The organism is Aquitalea magnusonii (genome assembly GCF_003202035.1).
In the GTDB taxonomy this organism is placed as follows: Bacteria; Pseudomonadota; Gammaproteobacteria; order Burkholderiales; family Chromobacteriaceae; genus Aquitalea; species Aquitalea magnusonii.
This window is the reverse complement of the sequence record NZ_QJKC01000002.1, coordinates 327511-346127: the sequence shown is the minus strand read 5'-3', so window position 1 is coordinate 346127 and position 18617 is coordinate 327511. Positions and strand designations below refer to the sequence as shown.

General features: G+C 62.4%; 20 protein-coding genes. 17 read left to right on the top strand and 3 right to left on the bottom strand.

The window, feature by feature from the left end; all coding sequences use genetic code 11:
* Nucleotides 1–60 precede the first annotated feature (60 nt).
* The 5 genes from fliF to fliJ are packed head-to-tail and all read left to right on the top strand — an operon-like array spanning nt 61 to nt 5438.
* On the top strand, nt 61–1815 hold the full coding sequence (gene fliF, locus DFR38_RS03410) for a flagellar basal-body MS-ring/collar protein FliF (protein ID WP_059286227.1): 1755 nt from the start codon (nt 61–63) through the stop codon (nt 1813–1815).
* A complete protein-coding gene (fliG, locus tag DFR38_RS03405; protein WP_059286226.1) occupies nt 1808–2806 on the top strand; it encodes a flagellar motor switch protein FliG in 999 nt (332 codons plus the stop codon). Before fliF ends, fliG begins: the two co-directional genes overlap by 8 nt.
* Entirely contained in the window at nt 2784–3602 is an 819-nt protein-coding gene (locus DFR38_RS03400; RefSeq protein ID WP_239688681.1) for a FliH/SctL family protein, read from the top strand. The genes fliG and DFR38_RS03400 overlap by 23 nt, the downstream gene beginning before the upstream one ends.
* Nucleotides 3586–4977, top strand: a complete 1392-nt coding sequence (gene fliI, locus DFR38_RS03395; RefSeq protein WP_059286237.1) for a flagellar protein export ATPase FliI — start codon at nt 3586–3588, stop codon at nt 4975–4977. Before DFR38_RS03400 ends, fliI begins: the two co-directional genes overlap by 17 nt.
* Nucleotides 4978–4988: 11 nt before the next feature.
* Entirely contained in the window at nt 4989–5438 is a 450-nt protein-coding gene (gene fliJ / locus DFR38_RS03390; RefSeq protein WP_110313000.1) for a flagellar export protein FliJ, read from the top strand.
* Between the two features lie 19 nt (nt 5439–5457).
* Here fliJ and DFR38_RS03385 read toward each other — a convergent pair whose 3' ends face one another.
* Genes DFR38_RS03385 through DFR38_RS03375 form a run of 3 tightly spaced genes read right to left on the bottom strand, consistent with a single transcriptional unit; the run spans nt 5458 to nt 9123 of the window.
* On the bottom strand, nt 5458–6498 hold the full coding sequence (locus DFR38_RS03385) for an ABC transporter ATP-binding protein (protein WP_110312999.1): 1041 nt from the start codon (nt 6496–6498) through the stop codon (nt 5458–5460).
* Entirely contained in the window at nt 6495–8105 is a 1611-nt protein-coding gene (locus DFR38_RS03380; protein ID WP_110312998.1) for an ABC transporter permease, read from the bottom strand. The genes DFR38_RS03385 and DFR38_RS03380 overlap by 4 nt, the downstream gene beginning before the upstream one ends.
* A gap of 4 nt (nt 8106–8109) precedes the next feature.
* Nucleotides 8110–9123: an iron ABC transporter substrate-binding protein gene (locus DFR38_RS03375; protein ID WP_110312997.1), complete on the bottom strand. Its 1014-nt coding sequence runs from the start codon at nt 9121–9123 to the stop codon at nt 8110–8112.
* Between the two features lie 220 nt (nt 9124–9343).
* Between DFR38_RS03375 and DFR38_RS03370 the strand changes: the two genes are divergently transcribed.
* From DFR38_RS03370 to DFR38_RS03315, 12 genes are all read left to right on the top strand, one after another.
* Nucleotides 9344–10291 carry a flagellar hook-length control protein FliK gene (locus tag DFR38_RS03370; protein WP_059287392.1) on the top strand — a complete coding sequence of 316 codons (948 nt, stop codon included), beginning with the start codon at nt 9344–9346 and terminating at the stop codon, nt 10289–10291.
* A 106-nt stretch (nt 10292–10397) separates the two neighbouring features.
* Nucleotides 10398–10925 (top strand): flagellar basal body-associated FliL family protein, encoded by a 528-nt coding sequence (locus tag DFR38_RS03365; protein ID WP_059287391.1) that lies wholly within the window; start codon nt 10398–10400, stop codon nt 10923–10925.
* A gap of 3 nt (nt 10926–10928) precedes the next feature.
* Nucleotides 10929–11933, top strand: coding sequence for a flagellar motor switch protein FliM (gene fliM, locus DFR38_RS03360; RefSeq protein ID WP_059287390.1), 1005 nt, complete (start codon nt 10929–10931; stop codon nt 11931–11933).
* Nucleotides 11930–12376 (top strand): flagellar motor switch protein FliN, encoded by a 447-nt coding sequence (gene fliN, locus DFR38_RS03355; protein ID WP_110312996.1) that lies wholly within the window; start codon nt 11930–11932, stop codon nt 12374–12376. Before fliM ends, fliN begins: the two co-directional genes overlap by 4 nt.
* Entirely contained in the window at nt 12376–12840 is a 465-nt protein-coding gene (fliO, locus tag DFR38_RS03350; RefSeq protein ID WP_110312995.1) for a flagellar biosynthetic protein FliO, read from the top strand. Before fliN ends, fliO begins: the two co-directional genes overlap by 1 nt.
* On the top strand, nt 12840–13583 hold the full coding sequence (fliP, locus tag DFR38_RS03345) for a flagellar type III secretion system pore protein FliP (RefSeq protein WP_059287404.1): 744 nt from the start codon (nt 12840–12842) through the stop codon (nt 13581–13583). Before fliO ends, fliP begins: the two co-directional genes overlap by 1 nt.
* A 5-nt stretch (nt 13584–13588) precedes the next feature.
* Complete coding sequence (locus DFR38_RS03340; RefSeq protein ID WP_059287403.1) at nt 13589–14089, top strand: GNAT family N-acetyltransferase; 501 nt, start codon at nt 13589–13591, stop codon at nt 14087–14089.
* Entirely contained in the window at nt 14086–14355 is a 270-nt protein-coding gene (gene fliQ, locus DFR38_RS03335) for a flagellar biosynthesis protein FliQ (RefSeq protein ID WP_059287402.1), read from the top strand. Before DFR38_RS03340 ends, fliQ begins: the two co-directional genes overlap by 4 nt.
* 11 nt (nt 14356–14366) lie before the next feature.
* On the top strand, nt 14367–15143 hold the full coding sequence (gene fliR / locus DFR38_RS03330) for a flagellar biosynthetic protein FliR (RefSeq protein ID WP_059287401.1): 777 nt from the start codon (nt 14367–14369) through the stop codon (nt 15141–15143).
* A 74-nt stretch (nt 15144–15217) separates the two neighbouring features.
* Nucleotides 15218–15943 carry a YebC/PmpR family DNA-binding transcriptional regulator gene (locus DFR38_RS03325; RefSeq protein ID WP_059287400.1) on the top strand — a complete coding sequence of 242 codons (726 nt, stop codon included), beginning with the start codon at nt 15218–15220 and terminating at the stop codon, nt 15941–15943.
* A gap of 156 nt (nt 15944–16099) precedes the next feature.
* On the top strand, nt 16100–17395 hold the full coding sequence (locus DFR38_RS03320; RefSeq protein WP_059287399.1) for an aminopeptidase P N-terminal domain-containing protein: 1296 nt from the start codon (nt 16100–16102) through the stop codon (nt 17393–17395).
* 2 nt (nt 17396–17397) lie between these two features.
* A complete protein-coding gene (locus DFR38_RS03315; RefSeq protein ID WP_110312994.1) occupies nt 17398–18606 on the top strand; it encodes an FAD-dependent monooxygenase in 1209 nt (402 codons plus the stop codon).
* The last annotated feature ends 11 nt before the right edge of the window (nt 18607–18617 follow it).

The following is an 18617-nucleotide window of genomic DNA, read 5'->3' as shown; positions in this document are numbered from 1 at the left end:
CCTGGCCGCATACATATCCATGTTGCCGGCAGTGGCTGCACTTGAAACTAAAACCACTGTATGGCTGATCTGGCAGAACAAAACGCGACTCCTGTTTGGCGAACCCGGCTTAACGATGCGTCTGATCGTTTCAAGTCGCTTCCCAACAATAAAAAAATCCTCTTCCTGGTGGCCTTGGCCGCCCTTTTCTCTGTCATTGTCGGCGCGGCGGTGCTCAATCGTCAGCCCAGCTACAAGATCCTGTTTTCCAATATTGCCGACCGCGATGGCGGTCAGGTCACCGCTGCCTTGCAGCAGATGAACATTCCCTATCAATTGGGGGATGGCGGTACGGTGTCCGTGCCGGCCGACAAGGTCTACGATGCCCGGCTGCGGCTGGCCGCCCAGGGGCTGCCCAAGGCCGGTGGTGTCGGCTTCGAGCTGATGGACAACCAGAAATTCGGCATCAGCCAGTTTGCCGAACAGGTCAATTACCAGCGTGCCATCGAGGGTGAGCTGGCCCGTACCATCGAAGCCATCGGCTCGGTGGAGTCTGCCCGCATCCATATTGCCATTCCCAAACAAAGCGTTTTTGTGCGCGACCAGCAGCAGCCCACCGCATCGGTCATGCTCAATCTGTTCCGCGGTCGCACCATGGACCAGGGGCAGGTAGCCGGCATCGTGCATCTGGTGTCCAGTGCCGTGCCCAATCTGCCGGTGAAGAATGTCACGGTGGTGGATCAGGACGGCAATATGCTGTCCAAGCTGTCCGACAAGGACACTGCCGGCATGGACCAGACCCAGCTGGGCTATGTGCGCCAGGTGGAAGATGGCTATGTCAAGCGCATCGAAAGCATTCTTGAGCCCATATTCGGCCAGGGCAATATCCACGCCCAGGTCACGGCCAATGTGGATTTCTCCGAGGTAGAACAGACTTCGGAAAGCTACCGTCCCAATTCGACGCCGAATCCCTCCGCCACCCGCAGCCAGCAGATCGTCGAGCGGCTGGGTAGTGGCGCTGCCAATGCCGGCGGGGTTCCCGGTGCACTGTCCAATCAACCACCATCTGGTGCTTCGGCACCGATCACCCTGCCGCCGGGTGCTGCGCCGGGTACCGCCACCCTGTCCGGTCAGGCCATGGGCCAATCCGGCGCGCTGGAACGCGACATCACCACCAATTACGAAGTGGACAAGACCATCCAGCACACCAAGATGCCGCAAGGCGTGGTGAAGCGCCTGTCCGCTGCCGTGGTGGTCAACTATCGCAAGATGCCGGACAAGAACGGCGAAGTGAAACCGACGCCGCTGACTGCCCAGGAAATCCAGCAGATCAACAATCTGGTCAAGGAGACCATGGGCTATAACAGCCAGCGCGGCGATACGCTGAATGTGGTGAATGCCGCCTTTGCCGATGCTGCCGTGCCGGTCACCATGCAGGAAAAGGTGACCGATTACCTGAGCAACAACGCTTCCAGCCTGATCAAATACGCCTTGCTCACCATTGCCGTGCTGTATTTGCTGTTCGGCGTGGTGCGGCCCATTGTCAAGGATCTGGTCAAACCGGTGGAGCCCGGCAAGAAGGGCGCCGATGGCCGGCCGCTTACCGATGCCGGTGGTCGATTGCTGGCGGTGGCGGGGGATGATGAAGGCGGTGCGGCGGCCGCTGCGGGTGGCAAGGCCGCGGCCGGCACCAATGCCGATGGCACGCCGGAAAATCCCAAGGATGCCCAGATGCGTCAGTACAACCTTAATCTGGAAGCCGCGCGCGAGCTGGTGAAGTCTGATCCGCGCATGGCCGCCCAGATCATCAAGGAATGGATCAGCTCCGATGAGTGATAACGGTGTGCATCGCAGTGCCGTACTGCTGTTCAGCCTGGGTCAGGCCGAGGCGGTAGAGGTATTCAAGTATCTTGGTCCCAAGGAAGTGCAGAAGATTTCGCTGGCCATGGCGGCCATCAATAATCTGAGCTACGACCAGATCGACGACATCGTCGGCAAATTCCGCGAAGAATGTGCGGCCCGCGCCAGCATTGGTGCCTCGGACGAATACCTGCGCAATGTGCTGATCGAGGCGCTGGGGCCGGACAAGGCGGCCAACCTGCTGGACAAGATCATGCAGGGCAACGACCACAGCGGCATCGAAAGCCTGAAGTGGATGGACCCGTCCTCGGCGGCCGACCTGATCCGCCACGAACACCCGCAGATCATCGCCACCATCCTGGTACACCTGGAGCCGGACCTGTCCAGCTCCATCCTGGCCTTCTTCCCCGAGCGCTTGCGCAACGAGGTGCTGATCCGTACCGCCACCCTGGAAGGGGTACAGCCGCAGGCGCTGCGCGAGCTCAACGACGTGCTCACCCAGCTCTTGTCCGGTTCGGACCGCATCAAGAAGAGTGCTTCCGGCGGCATCAGCCTTACCGCGGAAATCCTCAACTTCATGGGTTCCAATGTGGAAGGCTCGGCGCTCAACTACATCCGCGAATACGACCCGGAACTGGCACAGCGCATCCAGGACAAGATGTTTGTGTTCGAAAACATCCTCGACATCGACGACCGTTCCATCCAGACCATTCTGCGCGAAGTGCAGTCCGATTCGCTGGTGGTGGCGCTCAAGGGCACCAGTGCCGAGCTCAAGGACAAGATCTTCCGCAATATGTCGCAACGTGCTGCCGAAATGCTGCGTGACGACCTGGAATCCAAGGGACCGGTCAAGCTGTCCGAAGTCGAGGCCGAACAGAAGGAAATCCTCAAAGTCGTACGCAAGCTGGCCGACGATGGCCAGATCGTGCTAGGCAGCAAGGGTGGTGACGAAGGCCTTGTCGAATAATCCGATTATTCCGGGCGAGCAGCTGCAAGGCTGGAGCAGCTGGATGCCGGCCGAGCTGAGCCAGGACGATGGCGAATTCAGCCCCAGCCAGCTGGCCGGGCTGGATGCCTTGCGCCGTCATCTGGAGCAGGCTCCCACGGCGGCAGCCGCTGAAATGGCCGAAGAGCAGGCCGAGGCGGCCGCTGCTGCCGCCGCAGAAGCTGCTGCGCAGGAAGAGGCCGTCGGCTATCCCACCGCCTCCGAACTGGAAGCCATTCATCAGGAAGCCTGGCAAACCGGCTACGACGAAGGCGTGCAGGCCGGCCATGCCGAAGGACTGGCGCGCGGCATGCAGCAAGGCCACGATCAGGCAAGCGAACAGTTTGCCCAGCTGTGGGCGCCGCTGCAGGAGCTGTCCGGCAATTTCGCCCGCGAACTGGCCAGGGTGGAGGAAGAGCTTTCCGGCGCACTGCTGCAACTGGCCCTGCAATTGGCCGAGCGGCTGGCCGGTGAACACATTGCCCACAGCGACACTGCCATCGTCGCCCAGCTGCGCCAGGTGCTGGGCGAATTGCCTGCCAACCTGAGTCAGGCACGGCTGCGGGTCAATCCGGCCGATCTGGCCGCCGCCCGTGAATTCCTGCAACAGGAAACACCGGAAACCCAATGGCAATGGATAGAAGATGCCCACATCCAGCGCGGTGGCTGCATCATCGATACCTCCTCGCTGCAGCTGGATCTGCGGCTGGCATCACGGCTGGCCGCGCTAAGCAGTGCACTGGGGCTGGATGCCGCACAAGATGACCTCGCTGATTGATCGACAACGCGCCTTTCTGAGCGATTGCGGCCGCGCCGCGCAGGATGCCGCGCTATGGCAACCCTGCGGCCGGCTGTTGCGCGTCACCGGCATGGTGATGGAGGCCACCGGTATCAAGCTGCCAGTGGGCAGTGCCTGTCAGGTGGAACTGGCCGACCGGCATGTGGTGGAAGCCGAAGTGGTGGGTTTCTCCGGCGACCGCGTCTACCTGATGCCGCTGGCCAATGTACATGGCCTGTTGCCCGGCACCCCGGTGCGTCCGCTGGTGCCATCGCACCCGCCCTGCTATGGGCAGAATGTGGTGTCGGCTCGCGTCAACGGCCCGGCCGGCCGTCAGGTGCCGGTGGGGGAAAGCCTGCTGGGACGCATTCTCGATTCGCTGGGCCGGCCGCTGGACGGCAAGGGGCCCATCCATCCCGAAGCCTATTTCCCCCTGCACAGCCAGCCGATGAACCCGCTGGACCGCTCGCCGGTCAAGCAGGTGCTGGATGTGGGCGTGCGCGCCATCAACGGTCTGCTGACCGTGGGGCGCGGCCAGCGGCTGGGCCTGTTTGCCGGCTCCGGTGTCGGCAAATCGGTACTGCTGGGCATGATGGCACGCTTTACCCGCGCCGATGTGGTGGTGGTGGGGCTGATCGGCGAGCGGGGCCGTGAGGTCAAGGACTTCATCGAAAACATCCTGGGCGAGGAGGGCATCGCCCGCGCCGTGGTGGTGGCGGCTCCTGCCGACATGCCGCCGCTGATGCGCCTGCACGGCGCAGCTTATGCCACCGCGCTGGCCGAATATTTCCGTGCCCAGGGCAAGGATGTGCTGCTGCTGATGGATTCGGTCACCCGTTACGCCATGGCCCAGCGCGAAATCGCCCTGGCCATTGGCGAACCGCCGGTGACCAAGGGCTACCCGCCTTCGGTGTTTGCCCGTCTGCCGCAGTTGATCGAGCGCGCCGGCAATGCCGCCAACGGTGGCGGCTCCATTACCGGCTTCTACACTGTGCTGTCCGAAGGCGATGACCAGCAAGACCCGATTGCCGACTCGGCGCGGGCGATTCTGGACGGTCACTTCGTGTTGTCGCGCGAACTGGCCGAAGCCGGCCACTATCCGGCCATCGACATCGAACAGTCCATCAGCCGGGTGATGGTGGACGTGGTGCCACCCAAGCAGATGGACCAGGCGCGCTATTTCAAGCAGCTGTATTCGCGTTATCAGCGCAACCGCGACCTGATCAGCGTCGGCGCCTATGTGCCGGGGTCCGACCCGGTGCTGGACGAAGCCATGCGCCGCCAGCTGCAAATGACCAGTTTTCTGACCCAGCCCATGCATGAGTCACAGGACTACACCAGCAGTCAGTTGCAGCTGGACAGTGTGCTGGCGTGAGCGGCTAAGCCATGGCGCAAAGCAAATACACCTTCCTGATCAAGCTGGCCGAGGACAAGCAGGCCGCTGCCGCCGAACGCATGCGTCAGGCACAGGCCAAGGTGCTGGATGCGATGAGCCGGCAGGAGCAGCTGGAAAATTTCCGCAATGAATACCGCGAGCGGCTGACCACCGGCGGCATGAAGGGCATGAGCATCGCCCAGTGGCAGGACTTTCAGAAATTCCTTGGCCGGCTCGACGAAGCCGTGCGCATCCAGCAGGGCGATACCGAATTCGCCAAGCAGCGTTTCATCATGGAGCGCCAGGCCTGGCGCAACGAGCATAAAAAGCTCAAGGCCTATGAAAAGCTGCTGGAGCGTGAACGCGAGCGCGAGCAACTGCTGCAGGCGCGGCGCGAACAAAAAGCGACGGATGAGTTTGCCACCCGTCGCTTCTGGGACCAGACTCACGGCGAGGACTGAGCCGCGCCGGTCTGCAGGGTCAGGCCGGCAGCAAATGGGCGCGGCCTTGCACCGTCAGTGCCACCATGCTGCCACGCGCTGGCAGCGGCCAGCTGGCACTGCGCAATTGCAGCGGGCTGGCCAGCTCGGGCAGGCGCAGGCTGAGCAGGCTGGAATGGCCGCCAAAATCACACTCCACCACTTGCGCCATCACCGCTGACGCAGCGCCAGCCTCGGCCTGTAGCGTCAGTTGTTCCGGGCGCAGCATGATGCGGCCTGCGCCGCAGAACTGTCCGTCATTGACGGCAATCTCCCCCAAGGCACACTGTGCCTGGCCGGCCTTGACCTGCGCCGGCAGGATAAGCGCCTCGCCCAGAAACAGCGCGGTGGTCTCGTCGGCCGGCTGGCTGTATAGCTGCTGTGGCGTGCCGGACTGGATCAGCCTTCCCTGACGCATCACCGCCAGCTGGTCGGCAAAGGACAGCGCCTCGGCCTGGTCGTGGGTAACCAGGATGGCGCTGATGCCGGCCTCGCCCAGCAGCTGCGCCACCATCTGGCGCATGGCGGCGCGCAAGCCGGTATCCAGTGCCGAGAAGGGTTCATCCAGCAACATCAGCTGCGGCTGCTGGGCCAGCGCCCGCGCCAGCGCCACGCGCTGCTGCTGGCCGCCGGACAGTTCATGTGGCCAGCGCTGCAGCATGTGCTGATCCAGCGCCACCATCTCTACCAGCTCGGCAATGCGCTGCTGGCGGGCGTGGCCCTTGTCAGTCAGGCCGAAGCCGATATTGTCGGCCACTGTCAGGTGTGGAAACAGCGCGCCATCCTGCGCCACATAACCAATGCGCCGCAGATGGGCGGGCAGGGCCCGGCCGTCTGCGGCCAGGGTCTGGCCATTCAGGCTGATGCTGCCGCTATCGGGAAACTCGAAGCCGGCGATCATGCGCAGCAAGGTGGTCTTGCCGGAGCCGGAAGGACCGACAATGGCCAGCCGGCTGCCGGCGGTGGCATGCAGGGAAACATGATCGACAGCCTTGACGCTGCCGTAGTGTTTGCACAGTTGGTGCAGATGCAGGGAGCTCATCGTCCAGCAGTCCGTTTGGAATGGTAATGGAGCAGCCAGGTCAGCGGCAGCGACAGCACCACCATCAGCAGCGCATAAGGCGCCGCGGCGATGTAGTCGATTTCGCTGGTCATGGCCCAGAAGCCGGTGGCCAGGGTGCGGGTGCCATTGGGGGCCAGCAGCAGGGTGGCGGTCAGCTCGTTGCTGATGGCCAGAAAGACCATGGCCATCCCGGCGGCGGCACCCGGCGCGGCCAGCCGCAGGGTCACCCGCCACAAGGCCCTGCCGGGCGTGCAGCCCAGGCTGCGGGCGGCATTTTCCAGCTCGGCCGGTGCCTGGGCGATGCCGGCGCGCAGGCTGATCAGCGCACGTGGCAGGAACATCAGCAAATAGGCCAGCAGAATGGTGAGCACTGTCTGGTATAGCGGCCGGGCAAAGTTGATGGTGATGGTGACCAGCGCCAGGGCGGTGACGATGCCGGGCAGGGCGCTGGTAATGTAATTGCAGCCTTCCTGCAGCCGTTGCAGGCGGCTGGGCGCGCGTACCGACAGCCAGGCCAGCGGCACGGCTGCCAGTACCGTCAGCACCGCCCCGGCGGCGCCAAACAGCAAGGTCTGCCGCAATGCCGGCCACAGCGCAGCGTTGTGCCATGCTTCGCCTCCACCCTCCCACAGCCAGTGGCCCAGGGTCAGCAGTGGCACGCCCAGGGTCAGTGCCGCCGTAGCCAGGCACAGCAGCAGGGACGGCAGTCCCCAGCGCCAGCCCAGCCGCGCCGGTACAGCCTGGCGTGCCGAACCCGCGCCTACACGGGCGTAGCGGGCGGTACCGCGGCTGGCAGCTTCGGCGCTGAGCAGCAGCAGACAGCACAGGGCCAGCACGCCGGCCAGCATATTGGCTGCCGGGCCGTTAAAGCTGGACTGGAACTGGTCAAAAATCGCGGTAGTGAAGGTGTCGAAGCGGATCATGGCATACAAGCCATATTCTGCCAGCAGGTGCAGGCTGACCAGCAGGCCGCCGCCCCAGATCGCCAGCCGCAGTTGCGGCAGGGTGACGCGGCGGAATACTGCCCACGGTGCCAGCCCCAGCGCCGCGGCACTGTCCTCCAGCGCCGGGTCCATGCGCCGCAGCGCAGCGGCGGCCGGCAGATAAATGAAGGGGAAATAGGCGATGACCGACAGCAGCACCGCTGCCGCCAGGCCGTTGAAGGCCGGCAGCAGGCTGATCCAGGCATAACTGTGTACAAAAGCGGGTACGGCCAGTGGCGCAATGGCCAGGGCCGACCAGATGCGCCGCGCCGGCAGATTGCTGCGTTCGGTCAGCCAGGCCATGGCAATGCCCAGCGCCACGCACAGTGGCAGCGTCAGCACGACCAGCAGGCTGGTATTGAACAGCAATTCGCCCACGCGCGGTCGAAAGACCAGCCGCACCACCGTCTCCCAGCCGGTCTGGATGGAAATGGCAATGATGAAGGCCAGCGGTAGCAGGGCCAGTAGCGATACCAGCAGCGAGCTGCCGCTGAGCCACAGTGGCAGCCGCCGCCCCGGCAGCCGCAGCTCCGGGGAGGTAGTGGGGTGGAGAGTATCGGCCGCCGCGGCGGCAGCCGATGTGCTGGATGACGTGCTGGGCATGGTGTTACAGCAGGCCGGCCTGGGTCATCAGCTCAACCGTCTTGCGGCTGTTCAGACGGGATGCGTCGATCTTCGGCGCATCCAGATTCTTCAGCGGCACCAGCTTGGGGTTGGACTGCGCGCCCAGGCCCACGGCGTACTCGAAAGAATTCTCGGTACGCAAAATGTCCTGGCCACCCTTGCCGGTCACCCATTTCAGAAAGGCCTGGGCTTCTTCCTTGTGCTTGCTCGAAGCCAGTACGCCGCCACCGGACAGGCTGACAAAGGCACCCGGATCCTGGTGCTTGAAGTAGTGCAGCGCGGTATTCTTGCTGTTTTCACCGGTCTTGCTCTGGTCGCCGAAATAGTAATAGTGATAGATCACGCCGCCATCGATCTGGCTGGCATTCACCGCCTTCATCACCACGCTGTTGCCCTTGTAGGGCAGGGCATTGGTTTTCATGGCTTTCAGCCAGGCCAGCGTGGCGGCTTCACCCTTTTGTTCCAGCAAGGCGCTCACAATCGCCTGGAAGTCCGCCCCGGCCGGTGCGGCGCCCCAGCGGCCTTTCCATTCCGGCTTGGCCAGGTCCAGCAGTGACTTGGGCAGCTCCTGTGGCGTCAGGCGGTTCTTGTTGTAAACAAAAACGGTGGAGCGGGCGGCAATGCCCACCCATTTGCCCTGGGCCGGACGGTAGGCCGGGTCAACCTGGGCCAGCGTGGCAGGGGACAGCGGGGCCAGCAGCTTGGCATTGTCCACCAGCACCATGGCCGGGGAGTTTTCGGTCAGAAAGACATCGGCCGGCGAGGAGGCACCTTCCTGCACGATCTGGTTGCCCATCTCGCTGTCGCTGCCATTGCGTACCGTCACCTTGATGCCGGTTTCCTTGGTAAAGCCTTCCACCCAGGATTTGGTCAGGCTTTCATGCTGGGCGTTGTACACCACGATGCCTTCGGCGCTGGGGGCGGCATGGGCGCTGCCGGCAAACAGGGTGGCGAGCAGCAGGCTGATTTTGGCAAAGCGGGTGGAAGGGCTGGACATCTGGACGGTGCTCCTTGCTGAAAACTGACAGTAATGGCCGGGCCGGCGGGCGTGTGGGATGCTTCGCCGGCAGCGGTACGGGAATGGGTTTATTGTAATGCAAAAGATAATGATTCGCATTAATAAAATTAATTGCCGCTGATGCGGGAGCTTGGGCTGTCGCTTGGAAGCTGGCATGTAAATTGCTGCAATGCCTGCATCTTTCCAAGGGGTTTCGGCCATGACGATTACCGTAATTCCGGCGACCAGCGCCAAAACAGCCATGCCGCAGGGGCAGGCGGATGCCAGTCCGCAAGATGGTGGCGGCCTGTTTGCCAGCTTGCTGGGGGCGCAGATCGGCAACCTGAATAATGCCTTGTCCGGGCAGGTGACCGACAGTGGCGACGACGGCAAAGGCAAGCAGAGCAAGGATTCTGCAGCGTCTGACGATGCCGCGGCGGCCGATGCCTCCCCCAATATGCTGCTGGCGGCCTTGCCCATGCTGCAGGCCGCCCTGCCGGTGCAGCCGGTGCAGGACAAGCCTGTCGTCGCGGCCAATACCGGTGACGCCCTGACTGCCGGCATCAAGAACGCGGGTATCGATCCACTGCTGCAGGGCGCCGCCGCGCTGAAGCGGTCGGCGCAAGAATTGCCGGCCAATGACGGCAGCGCGCAGCAATTTTTGCCGCCCAATGCCGATCAGCTGGCATCGGCCAGCCAGAGTGCCAATCAGGCCGCACAGGCGGCCCAGGCCAGCCAGAACAAGACACTGACCATCTCGCAGCCGATGACCGACCCGAATTGGTCAAAGGCGCTGGGCGACCAGGTCCTGTCCATGGTCAGCATGAAAATGGACAAGGCCACCATTCAGGTCAATCCACCGCAATTGGGACCGGTGGAAGTCACACTGAAAATGAATGGCAATGACCAGGCGCAGGTGATTTTTACCTCGGCGGTGCCGGCAACCCGTGAAATAATCGAAAACAACATGCCGAAACTGGTTTCCATGATGGCTTCCAGTGGTATAGCTCTTGCCGATGCACAGGTTTCCAGCGGACAATCCGGAAATCGGCAACAGCAATTCAACCAGAACCAGAATGGCCGCCGCCAGAATGCCGCTGGCAACGATGAAGACGACACGCTGGCAGCCATCCAGTCCGCACGCGGGATACTCAGTATCTTCGCCTGATTTTGCTCAAAAGGGGGCTCTATTCAGTTCGTGCGGAAATCTGGAAAATATAATAGGGAAATGGCTTAAGCTTTCCCTATAAACCTAACGTACGGACTGATGACCCATGGCAGAAGACAAAAAAGCGGAAAAAGCGGAGAAGGGCGAGAAAAAAGCGGGCGGGGGCAACAAGCTGATGCTGGTGGTGGTTATCCTGCTGGTATTGGTGCTGGCAGGCATGGGTGGTTTGGCCTATGTGATGTTCAGCAATATGAACAAGCCGCAGGGTGCAGCCCAAACCGAGCAGACCAAGGAAAAACCCAAGAAGAAAAAAGAAGGCCCACCCATCTTTGAAAAGCTGGATACTTTTGTCGTCAACCTGGCGGGTGGTGATGGCAGCCTGCTGCAAGTGGACATGCAGGCCGAGCTGGGTGATGAAGAAGCCAAGAAGAAATTCACCGATTACATGCCCAAGATCCGCAGTGCGCTGATCCTGCTGCTGTCGTCCAAGTCGGCTGCCGAGCTGGCCACGCCGGATGGCAAGGTCAAGCTGAAGGCGCAGGTGAAGCAGATCATCAACGAGTCCATGGATTCCGGCGAAGAAGAGCTGGTGCAAAGCGTACTCTTTACTTCCTTCATCATTCAGAAGCAGTAAGCGATGGGCGACGATATCCTGTCCCAGGAAGAGGTGGACGCCCTGCTCAGGGGCGTCACCGGCGAGGACGAAGATGATGACAGCGCGCAGGACTCGCAAGGTGTCCGCGGCTATGATATCGGGCGGCAGGAGCGCATTGTGCGCGGCCGCATGCCGACGCTGGAAATCATCAACGAACGTTTTGCCCGCAACCTGCGTATAGGTCTGTTCAACTTCATCCGGCGCAATGCGGAAATTTCCGTAGGCCCGGTACGGGTGCAGAAGTACAGCGAATTCATTCGCAATCTGGTGGTTCCCACCAACCTCAACCTGGTACATGTCAAACCGCTGCGCGGTACCGGCCTGCTGATTTTCGACCCGGATCTGGTTTTCCTGATCGTCGATAATCTGTTCGGCAGCGACGGGCGCTACCATGTGCGCGTGGAAGGGCGTGATTTCACCCCGACCGAGCAGCGCATCATCCGCCGCCTGCTCGAAGTGGTGTTTACCGAATGCCAGAAAGCCTGGGAGCCGGTACACCCCATCGAATTCGTTTACCTGCGCTCGGAAATGAATACCCAGTTCGCCAACATCGCCACCCCGACCGAAGTGGTGGTGGCCATGACCTTTCACATCGAGCTGGGGGCCGGAGGCGGCGATTTTCACATCTGTCTGCCATACTCCATGGTCGAGCCGATTCGCGATGTGCTGTCCAGCACCATGCAGGCCGACCGTACCGAAGTGGATAACCGCTGGGTCAGCCTGATGACGCACCAGGTGCAGGCGGCGGAGGTGGAACTGGTGGCCACCCTGGCGGAAACCAAGGTCACGCTGGGGCAGATTCTCAATTTGAAAAACGGTGACGTGGTGATGCTGGATGTGCCGGAGGCTGTGGTGGTCGACGTGTCCGGCATCCCGGTACTGGAGTGCCATTACGGCACCGTGCAGGGGCGCTACGCCCTCAAGGTAGACAAGGTATTGGCCGGGGCCGGTGAGTTCGCCGAGCCCGCAGGAGACAACAAGCAATGACTGAGCAGCTAGAAGAAGGCCAGGGCGCGGGCGCGGCCGACGAAGAAGTATCCATGGATGACTGGGCCGCCGCCATGGCGGAGCAGGAAACCACCGATGCCGCACAGGCTGACAATGTGCAGCCGGCCACCAATCTGTTCCAGGAACTGGGTACGGGCAGCGAGTCCTCGCTGAATGTGCCCAGCAATCTGGACATGATTCTCGATATCCCGGTGCAACTGACGGTGGAACTGGGCCGCACCAAGATCGCCATCCGCAACCTGCTGCAACTGGCACAGGGCTCGGTGGTGGAACTGGACGGCCTGGCCGGCGAGCCGATGGATGTGCTGGTCAACGGCTGCCTGATCGCCCAGGGCGAGGTGGTGGTGGTGAACGACAAGTTCGGTATCCGTCTGACCGACATCATCACCCCGGCGGAACGCATCCGCCGCCTGCAGAAATAATGCGCCGCTCCTGCCGCCTGTCAGGCTGGCTGGCGGCGCTCAGCCTGCTGCCGGCCGCTGGCCCGGCTGCCGCTGCCGCATCGGCCCCGGTCGTGCTGGCGGCCACCCCGACACCCTTTTCCAGCCTGCTGCAGGTGATTCTGGGGCTGGCCGTGGTGCTGGGGGCGATTGTCGGCCTGGCCTGGCTGTTCCGCCGCATGTCCGGCGGCATGCTGGGGGGATCCAATCGCCTGCGCGTGGTTAGCGGCGTGCTGGTCGGCCAGCGCGAGAAAGTGGTCATCGTCGAGCTGGAAGGGGAATGGCTGGTACTGGGTGTCACCAGTCACAGCGTCAATCTGCTGACCAAGCTGGATCGCCCGCCTGATGCCGCCGCCGATGTGGTGCCACCGGGCGAACCCTTTGCCCGCTGGCTGAAGGCCGCCATGGACAAGGGGCGTCAGCAATCCGAAGTCGTAAACAAATAATGAAACCTTTCTTCCGACTATTGCCACTGATGTGGCTGGTCCTGCCATTGTGCAGCCAGGCCAGTGGCCTGCCCTTGATGACCAGTACCCCGGGTGCAGGCGGCGGCCAGAATTATTCGCTGTCGCTGCAGATGCTGCTGTTCATGACGGCGCTGGGCTTCATCCCGGCCATGCTGCTCATGACCACCGCCTTTACCCGCATTGTCATCGTGCTGTCGCTGCTGCGCCAGGCCATGGGGGTGACCCAGTCGCCGCCCAATCAGGTCATTCTGGGGCTGTCGTTGTTTCTGACCCTGTTTGTGATGGGGCCGACCTTTGATCAGGTATACAGCAAGGCCTGGGCGCCGTTTTCCGATGACAAGATCACCTTTAACCAGGCGGTGGAAGAAGCGAGCAAGCCGATGAAGGCTTTCATGCTCAGCCAGACCCGCGAAAAGGATCTGGCCTTCTTCATCGAGATTTCCCGTTCGGAAAAACCGGCCAGCAAGGCGGATGTCTCCATGAAAACCCTGATCCCGGCCTATGTCATCAGCGAGTTGAAAACCGCCTTCCAGATCGGCTTCATGGTGTTCATTCCCTTCATGATCATCGACCTGGTGGTGGCCAGCATCCTGATGGCGATGGGGATGATGATGGTGTCGCCAGTCACCATTTCCCTGCCATTCAAGCTGATGCTGTTTGTGCTGGTGGACGGCTGGACCCTGCTGATGGGTTCGCTGGTGCAAAGCTTTTATACCGGCTAGCCGATATGGAAAACTTCGCACTGCAGCCCGAACATCTGCCCGACTGCCATGCCCTGCTGGCAGACTGCGTGGCCAACCTGCCGGATGACGCTTATTCCCTGGCGGCGCGGCTGGCCTGGGCCGGCATCTGGGATGAAGACTGCCGGGTTAACTGGGAAGCCCGGTTGGCCGGTGCCTGGAGCGTGGGCCTGCGCGATGGTGACCAGTTGCTGGCTTTTGCCTGGCTGACGCAGGCCGGTGAGCTGGACATGCTCTATGTCGCCCCCTGGGCGCAAGGGCGCGGGCTGGCCCGGCAAATGATTCAGCAGCTTGAGGATGCCGCGGCGGCGGCTGGTGTGACAGCCCTGCATGCCTGGGCCAGTCATGCGGCAAGGCCGGTGCTGGAAGCAGCCGGCTATGTGATGCTCAGGCCCAATCGTGTCGTGCGCGACGGCATCCCGCTGGAAAACTGGCTGATGGCCAAGGGCGGCTGGCAAGAGCCTGCCGCGGCAAGGAGTGATACATGAGTCCGGAACTCGTCATCAATATCGTACAGAATGCCTTGTACATCCTGATCATCGTCTCGGCCCCGGTGCTGCTGGTGTCGCTGGTGGTGGGCCTCTTGGTCAGCGTGCTGCAGGCGGCCACCCAGATCAATGAAATGACGCTGACCTTCATTCCCAAGCTGCTGGCCATGTTCCTGGTGCTGGTGCTGGCCGGGCCGTGGATGCTCAACACCCTGGTGGAATACACCACCCGGCTGTTTCAGAGCATTCCCACCGTCATCGGCTGAACCGGCGCGCCATGTTCAGCATTTCTGATGCGCAGATCAATGCGCTGGTCGCCATGTTCGCCTGGCCCTTCGCCCGCATCATCGGCCTGTTCCTGGTCGAGCCCTTGTATGCCTACCGTGGCGTGCCGCGTCGTTTCAAGGCCGGCTTTGCCCTGATGCTGACCATGCTGGTGCTGCCGCTGCTGCCGCCCACCCCTGCGGTGCCGGTGATTTCCGCTGCCGGCATTGCCATCCTGTTCCAGCAATTGCTCATTGGCCTGGCCATGGGTTTTGTCATGCGCCTGACCATGACTGCCGTGGAAATGGCCGGCTTCATCATGGGGGCGCAGACCGGCCTGGGTTTTGCCATGTTCTTCGACCCCATGCATGCCGCCCAGGTGCCGGTGGTGTCGCAGCTGCTGTCGATGTTCGTGTTTCTGCTGTTCCTCACCTTCGATGGCCACCAGGTGGTGTTGTCCACCCTGGTGGAGAGCTTCCAGGTGCTGCCCATCGGCATGAGCATGCCGGCGCAGGGCATGAAGGCACTGGTGCTGTGGGGCGGCCATATCATTTCCTGGGGCGTGTGGCTGTCGATGCCGGTGATTGCTGCCTTGCTGGTGACCAACCTGGCCATCGGCGTGATGACGCGGGCGGCCCCGCAATTCAATATTTTCACCTTCGGCTTCCCGCTGACGCTGATGATCGGATTCATCACCATCTATCTCACGCTGCCCTTGATGGTGCCTGCCATCGAACAGATTTATGGCCAGGCCTTCACCTTCATGCTGGCCATGCTGAAGGCGAAATAGCTTTCTGCTAGAATAGCCGCCAACTTTTCTGGCATTAAACCGGCCCGGTGGGGCCATACGAGATTGAGGCAATTATGGCAGGTCATAGCAAATGGGCGAACATCCAGCACCGCAAGGGTCGTCAGGATGCCAAGCGCGGCAAGATCTTCACCCGTCTGATCAAGGAAATCACCGTTGCGGCCAAGATGGGTGGCGGCGATGTCAACATGAACCCGCGTCTGCGGCTGGCAGTGGACAAGGCCAAGGCCGAATCCATGCCCAAGGACAATATCGATAACGCCATCAAGCGTGGTACCGGCCAGCTGGAAGGCGTGGACTATGTCGAATGCCGTTACGAAGGCTACGGCATCGGTGGCGCCGCAGTGATGGTGGACTGCCTGACCGACAACAAGACCCGTACCGTGGCCGATGTGCGCCATGCCTTCTCCAAGTACGGCGGCAATATGGGTACCGACGGCTGCGTGGCCTTCCAGTTCAGCCATTGCGGTTTCCTGGTGTTTGCTCCGGGCGTGGATGAAGACGCGCTGATGGAAGCCGCGCTGGAGTGCGGTGCCGAAGACGTGCTGACCAATGAAGACGGCTCGATTGAAGTCATTACCGGCCCCTACGAATTCAGCGATGTGAAGCAGGCGCTGGAAGACAAGGGCTTCAAGGCGGAAATGGGCGAAGTCACCATGAAGCCGCAGAACGAAACCGAACTGGCCGGCGAAGACGCCATGCGCATGCAAAAGCTGCTGGATGCGCTGGAAGACCTGGACGACGTACAGGACGTGTACACCTCGGCCACGCTGCTGGACTGACAGGCTGTCGGCCGCACTGCAAGGCTTGCCTGCCGGCAAGCCTTTTTCATGCCTGCCGTTTGCCGCGCATCGGCATCGGCAGCCGGGCCGCCACAGTGTAAACTTCAGCCATGCCGGCCTTGTGCACCGGCTCACCATCCTGCGAAAGAATCAGTCATGTACCAGAGCCATGCCGAGCGTCGCCGCCGCCTGATGCTGCAGATGGGGGAGGGCATTGCCATTCTGCCGACCGCGCCCGAAGTGGTGCGCAATGCCGACAACCATTATCCCTATCGCGCCGACAGCCACTTTCTCTATCTCACCGGCTTTGCCGAGCCGGAAGCAGTGCTGGTGCTGGATGCCGCCCTGGGCAAGTCCATCTTGTTCTGCCGTGAAAAAAACATGGAGCGGGAAGTGTGGGAAGGTTTCCGTTTCGGGCCGGATGGCGCACGCGAAGCCTTTGGCTTTGACGAAGCCTATCCGCTGGCCGAGCTGGACCTGCGCCTGCCCGACTTGCTCAGCGGTCAGAAAGCCTTGTGGTGGAATGTCGGCCGGGATGCGGCATTTGACGTGCGCGTGAATGGCTGGCTGGAGAGCGTGCGCCAGCGCTACCGCAGCGGCGAGCAGCCGCCGGCGGTCTATCACGACCTGCGCTGGCCGCTGGATGAGATGCGCATGCTCAAGGATGCCGGTGAACGCGCCATGCTGCGCCGTGCCGGCCAGATATCCGCAGAGGGCCATCTGCAGGCCATGCGCACCACGCGACCGGGCATGATGGAATACCAGGTGGAAGCGGAAATCCTGCACACCTTCATCCGCCACGGGGCACGCTATCCGGCCTATGAAAGCATCGTGGCTGGCGGTGCCAATGCCTGCACCCTGCATTACGCCGCCAACAATGCCCGTCTGAACGATGGCGATTTGCTGCTGATCGACGCCGGTTGCGAGCTGAACGGCTACGCCGGCGACATTACCCGTACCATTCCGGTGAATGGCAAGTTCAGCGCTGCCCAGCGCGATGTGTATGAAATCGTGCTGGCGGCGGAACTGGCCGGCATCGCTGCGGTCAAGCCTGATGCGCCGTGGAATGCCCCGGGCGATGCGGCGCTGCGGATACTGGTGCAAGGCATGCTGGACCTCAAGCTGCTGAGCGGCAGCGTGGATGGCGTGATCGAATCGGGCGCCTTCCGCCAGTTCTACATGCATGGCATCGGCCACATGATCGGTCTGGATGTGCATGATGTCGGCCAGCGCAAGCTTGGCGGCCAGTGGCGCAGCTACCAGCCCGGCATGTGCACCACCATCGAGCCCGGACTGTATATCCGTCCGGCCGCGAATGTCCCGCTGGCCTTGCACAATATCGGCATCCGCATCGAGGACGATGTGCTGGTGACCGAAGACGGCCACGAGGTATATACCGCTGATGTACCCAAAGAAATCGACGAAATTGAAATCCTGATGCAGGGCGTCTGAACATGAAAACGACAGACAAGCAAACCGGCCGCACAGCTGGCTGTGGTGGCGGTCACGATGGCGGCGAACATGCCGACATCATCATCGTGGGTGGCGGGCCGGTCGGCGCGCTGGCGGCACTGCGCTTTGCCGCCGCGGGGCGCCGCGTACTGCTGGTCGAGGCCAGAGCCAAGAATGCACCGCTGACCGACGCCCGTGCGCTGGCGCTGTCCTGGCACAGCCGCACGGCACTGGCTGCCGCTGCGGCCTGGCCGGATGATTTGCCGGCCAGCGTCATCGACACCGTCCATGTCTCGCAGCAGGGGGCATTTGGCCGCACCCGGCTGGACTGTGCCGACCTGAAACTGCCGCACCTGGGCGTGGTGGTGGATTACCCGGCGCTGACGCTGGCCATCAATGCCCAGCTGGAGCAGGCGGGGGTGCAGGTCTGGTGGCAAACCCGTGTCGAAGCGGTAAACAGCCTGGGCTGCTATGCCTCGGTGAAAACCAGCGGCGTGCATGGCGACATCAGCCTGACGGCGCGGCTGGTGGTGCTGGCCGAGGGCGGCGCGCTGGCCGACAGCCTGCCCGGCATCAAGCGGCTGGTGCATGATTATCAGCAATGCGCGGTACTGGCCGAGGTGACCACCGAACAGCCGCCGGCCGGCATTGCCTACGAACGCTTCTCCAGGCAAGGGCCGTTTGCCTTGCTGCCGCATGGCGACCACTACATGCTGGTGTGGACACGCACCCCGGCCGATGCCAAAGCCTTGCAGGAGGCCGCTGACGAACAGGTGATGGCCGAACTGCAGCAGGCGTTTGGCGAGCGCCAGGGCAAGGTGCTGGCCATCGGCCCGCGTAGCAGTTTTCCGCTGGCACTGCGCCAGGTCAACCGCGTCAGCAGCGGCCGGGTGGTGCTGATTGGCAATGCGGCCCAGACCATGCACCCGGTGGCGGCGCAGGGCCTCAACCTGGGCCTGCGCGATGCCATTGGCCTGACAGATGCCCTGAACGAAGTCAGCGATCCGGGCGATGCCGCGGCACTGGCGGTGTATGCCGCCAGCCGCAAGCTGGACAGCCATGCCGTGGTCGGCTTTACCCATGGGCTGATCAAGTTGTTCGATGGTGATTCGGCGCTGGTCAGCGCCCTGCGCGGCGCCGGCATGAGCGCGCTGGACAGCGTGCCGCCACTGCGACGCGCCTTTGCCCGCCATCTGGTGTTCGGGCTTTAGGAAAGCAAGAC